The organism is Lacticaseibacillus mingshuiensis (assembly GCF_016861785.1).
Lineage (GTDB): Bacteria > Bacillota > Bacilli > Lactobacillales > Lactobacillaceae > Lacticaseibacillus > Lacticaseibacillus mingshuiensis.
Genome location: NZ_BOLS01000040.1, coordinates 1 through 4,393 on the forward strand (window position 1 = coordinate 1; position 4,393 = coordinate 4,393).

Consider the following 4,393-nt stretch of genomic DNA (forward strand, 5'->3'; position numbering starts at 1 on the left):
CATGTTTAATTCTCCGACCAATTAAGGCCGAATCACCTACACATTTACGAAACTTTGTTCAGTTTTCAAAGGACGACTTGTCCAAAAGACAACTTTAACAGTATATCTTTTGGCTGGTTCGCTGTCAACAATAATCTAGAAGTGAATAATTATTCTTTTCTTTCATATTCAAGCGCTGCCGTAATGGCCGCGGTCGCGTTGACAACAACAAGTATCTTACCAGCCAGAAGCCGCATGCGTCAATAAGAAAATGCCAAATCCGAGCAAAAGTTGTGTTCTCCGAATGGTCTTGCGATGAGCGAACGTCAATGCATAATAATTAGACCAAATCGCGAACAAAGTCCATCCATCAGTCGGAATCATCCACAAAAATACGACCGATCACTCGGCCGCATTCTTGTTCATTCGTTTGAGGTACTCATCGACCCATCCCGGCAGGCGCGCCGCGATCGGGGCAAACCCGGTATGAACCTTACGTGTCGTCCAAAAATGTTTGCGGCGACGAAACGGGGTCAGATCGGGTGCAGGCTGCAAGGCCCGCAGTGAGAGACTGATCTTACCTGAATATTCATCGATATCTAAGATCACAACTGTCACCCGTTGCCCCACTTTGAAAAGGTCGCTGAGCGCCTTGACGTATCCGTGCTGACATTCCGAGATGTGGATCAGCCCTTGGTCATGTTCATTCAATAGAACAAACACCCCATATGGCTGAATCCCCGTCACCTTGCCAGTGAGGATATCCCCAATGCGATAGTTCATAATGACCCTTCATTCTGTGGTGCAGGTTTTCATGAACAGTATACCGTAAAGCGAGGGCCGATGAAACTAGGCTTCTTTTGCCAACATGAAGGCACCGATGACCCCGGCGTCATCCTTCAATGCGATCGGCACGATATAATCGTCCAGTGCCGGATACTCAACATAGTCTGCGATTTTTTCCTTGAAGGCCTCGCGAATCATTGGGAAGAGTTGTGGTTGATGCATCACGCCGCCGCCAAAAACAATACGCTCTGGGGCGACTGTGAGTGTGACGTTCATGCAGGCCTGGGCGAGGTAGTTCCCTTCGATCTCCCACGCCACATGATCAGGTGCGAGTTCGATCGCCGGCTTGCCAAACCGCTGCTCGATCGCCGGGCCGGCTGCCAGTCCTTCCAGGCAGTCGTGATGATACGGGCAAAAACCGGCGAACTCATCGCGCGGATCTCGGCGCACCAGCATATGGCCAGCTTCGGGATGACTGTACCCTTGCAACAATTTGCCATTTGAGACAATGCCAGCGCCGATACCAGTCCCGACTGTCCAGTAAACGACATCCTGGACCCCTTTTGCCGCGCCGGCTTTCAATTCGCCATAAGCCGCCGCGTTGACATCCGTGGTGAAGGCAAACCTCACATCTGGGTAATGGGCCTTCATGTCGCCTAAAATGTCATAGTGCCGCCATGGCAGCTTGGGTGTGTTGGTGATGCTGCCATAGCCCTTACTGCGGACATTAACATTCAGCGGGCCAAACGAGGCGAGCCCCAATGCAGTCACTGGGTACTTGTCAAAATAGGCGAAGACCTGGGCCATCGTCTCCTCTGGGGTCGTGGTCTTGATACTGACGCGGTGTTCGACTGTCAGACCATCTTCAGAAACGGCCAACACAAATTTAGTCCCGCCAGCTTCGATCGCTCCTAACATCTATTTGGCCTCCTCGATCGTCACGTGGTTGATCGTCACCGGCGTCTCCGGCTTGTCGTTCGCTGTTTTGACTTTGCTGATCGCGTCGACGACAGACAGGCCATCAAGGACGTGGCCGAAAACCGTGTGCCGGCCATCGAGCCATGGCGTCCCGCCCTGCTGATAGGCATCCGTCGCCGCCTGTGGATACCCGGCCGCCGGCAACTGGGAGGCCATGCTGGGATTCAGATGTTCGTTGGTGACAATGAAAAATTGACTGCCGTTTGTATTCGGCCCAGCGTTCGCCATCGACAGTGCGCCCCGAAGATTGAACAGCTCTGCGGAAAATTCATCCTCGAAGGAGTCCCCCCAGATGCTCTCACCGCCGGCCCCTGTGCCAGTCGGGTCGCCGCCTTGAATCATGAAGTCTGGAATCACACGGTGGAACGTGACCCCGTCATAGTAGCCCTTATTGGCCAAGCCGATGAAGTTCTCAACGGCTTTTGGCGCCTGCGCCGGAAAAAGGGCCACCGTGATCGTGCCCATGGTCGTGTCGATCACTGCCTTTGGCCCGGAAAAGTTTTCAAGTTCTAATTGTGGATATGTCATGATTGCCTCCTCATATTTCTCAACCATTTTACCTAATACCGCTTTCAAATACTAGGCGAACCGCCGCGCGCGGGGAGATGTTGGTCTGCGCGTTATATCAAGTGCACGCGGACCGGGGCTACCCAGAGTCGCCGTCAAAAAAGAGTCCGTCGCTTGGCCCACGCCATTTCGGAAAGACCACCGGCCCCCTTACCTGACCAGTCGCATAAATCGGCGTACAATGGTGAGGAACGTCTCGCATCAAAGTCGGCCGCGCCCATTTGGCTCAGTTCCAGTTGTGCGTTGGCCAATGTGCCACTATGATGATAGAAGACAGTGATCGAACAGAAACGGAGAACGCACATGAACGAAACGAGCCATCAACCGAAAAACGAAACGAACCCTCATGCGGCCCATGAAACAAACCACGAACCGGAGCGTCAGCACTTGTACGAGATCACGGTGATCGGCGGCGGCCCAGTGGGCATGTTCACCGCCTTTTATGCCGGGCTGCACAGTGCCGACGTCCTGCTGCTGGAAAGCCTTAGCGAACTTGGCGGTCAGACCGGCAACCTGTATCCGGCGAAAATTCTATACGACATCGGCGGCTTTACCGGCATCAGCGGCCAAGAGCTAGTCGCCCAACTCGAGCAACAGGCCGCGCATTTTCACCCGACGATCAAGACTGCGACCAATGTTCAAACGATCGACCCGCAGCCCGATGGCACCTTTTTGCTGGGAACGACGAATGGCATTTTTCACACAAAAAGCGTGATCATCGCAACTGGCGGAGGCGCCTTCACGCCGCGGAAGTTGGCCTGCCCTTATGACCCAGCACTGGAAGGCAAAAAGCTCTTCTATTATGTGCGCGACCTCGAGAGCTTTAAGGACCTTGATGTGGCGATCGCAGGCGGCGGGGATTCGGCGATCGACTGGGCACTAGCCCTGGCGCCGATTGCCAAAAGTGTGCATTTGATCCATCGCCGCGACCAGTTCCGCGGGCTGGAATCCAGCGTGGACGCGCTCCATCAATCGACCGTTCAGCTGCACACGCCATTTCTGATTCAAGGCGTCACCGCCAATGGCCCTCGCCTCGATGTCACCCTTGATCAAGTCCGCGGGGATGAGACCCGCACGCTGAACGTCGACCGCCTGCTCGTCAACTACGGCTTCATGAGCGAAAATCGGCAGCTCCGCAACTGGCCCTTGACCCTCGAGCACAACGAGATCGTGGTCACCTCGCAGATGCGAACCACCACCCCTGGCATTTTTGCCGTTGGCGATGCGGTCACTTATCCTGGCAAGGTGAAATTGATCGCCAGTGGGTTTGGCGAGGCCCCGACTGCGGTCAATGAGGCCCTGAGTTTTCTGTATCCGGAGCGGCGTCAGGCCCTCCACAGCACGCAACTCTATCATTAATAGGAAGAAGGATGGTCATGGACACCGACAACAAGGCGCAAGAAAAGGCGGCACGCCAAGCCGCACGGGAAAAAGTCGAGACGAATGAGGCACGGCTTTATGCGCACACGATCGCAATGCTGAAAGAGCGCGGGGTCGAGCTCCCGGCGATCGGCGAACTGGTCATGTTTTTACAGGCAAAATTCATCCCGGGTCTCACCCTTGAAGCCGCGACGGAAAACGTGCGGATCGTCCTGCATAAACGCGAGGTCCAAAATGCGGTCATGACCGGCATCGCGCTGGACAAGGCGGCCGAAGCTGGCACGCTCGAACAACCACTGCAAAACATCATTGCCGAAGACGAAGGGCTATATGGCTGCGATGAGATTCTCGCTTTTTCCATCGTCAACGTTTACGGCTCGATCGGCTTCACCAATTATGGCTACATCGACCGGGTCAAGCCGGGCATCTTGGCAAAGCTCAACGCCCATGAGCCCGGCATCATTCACACCTTCCTCGATGATATTGTCGGGGCGATCGCGGCGGCCTCGGCCAGTCGTTTGGCGCATTCCCATCCCGAATTGGAAGACGACAATTACTGATAACTTTACCGTTTCTTATGCGGTTCACCCACGGGGCTTCGGTATACTTGCTTTAACACGTTCTCAAAGGAGGGCCTCATGCCCCAACTCATCGATTTCATTTTGCACATCGACGAACACCTGATCACCATCATCAACAGTTT

5 protein-coding genes are annotated in these 4,393 nt (G+C 54.5%); 2 read left to right on the forward strand and 3 right to left on the reverse strand.

The genetic code is table 11. The annotated features are described in order from the left end of the window. Nucleotides 1-381: 381 nt before the first annotated feature. The 3 genes from JUE67_RS12440 to JUE67_RS12450 all read right to left on the reverse strand — a co-directional run bounded on the left by JUE67_RS12440 (nt 382) and on the right by JUE67_RS12450 (nt 2,271). Nucleotides 382-762, reverse strand: coding sequence for a CvfD/Ygs/GSP13 family RNA-binding post-transcriptional regulator (locus JUE67_RS12440; RefSeq protein WP_125696596.1), 381 nt, complete (start codon nt 760-762; stop codon nt 382-384). Between the two features lie 66 nt (nt 763-828). Further along, entirely contained in the window at nt 829-1,683 is an 855-nt protein-coding gene (locus JUE67_RS12445) for an ROK family protein (RefSeq protein WP_203628635.1), read from the reverse strand. After that, on the reverse strand, nt 1,684-2,271 hold the full coding sequence (locus tag JUE67_RS12450; protein ID WP_203628636.1) for a peptidylprolyl isomerase: 588 nt from the start codon (nt 2,269-2,271) through the stop codon (nt 1,684-1,686). Nucleotides 2,272-2,613: 342 nt separating this feature from the next. Between JUE67_RS12450 and JUE67_RS12455 the strand changes: the two genes are divergently transcribed. Together JUE67_RS12455 and JUE67_RS12460 are read left to right on the forward strand one after the other, a co-directional pair. After that, complete coding sequence (locus JUE67_RS12455; protein ID WP_203628637.1) at nt 2,614-3,669, forward strand: NAD(P)/FAD-dependent oxidoreductase; 1,056 nt, start codon at nt 2,614-2,616, stop codon at nt 3,667-3,669. A gap of 116 nt (nt 3,670-3,785) precedes the next feature. Continuing rightward, a complete protein-coding gene (locus tag JUE67_RS12460; RefSeq protein WP_225423174.1) occupies nt 3,786-4,250 on the forward strand; it encodes a phosphatidylglycerophosphatase A family protein in 465 nt (154 codons plus the stop codon). Nucleotides 4,251-4,393 lie beyond the last annotated feature (143 nt).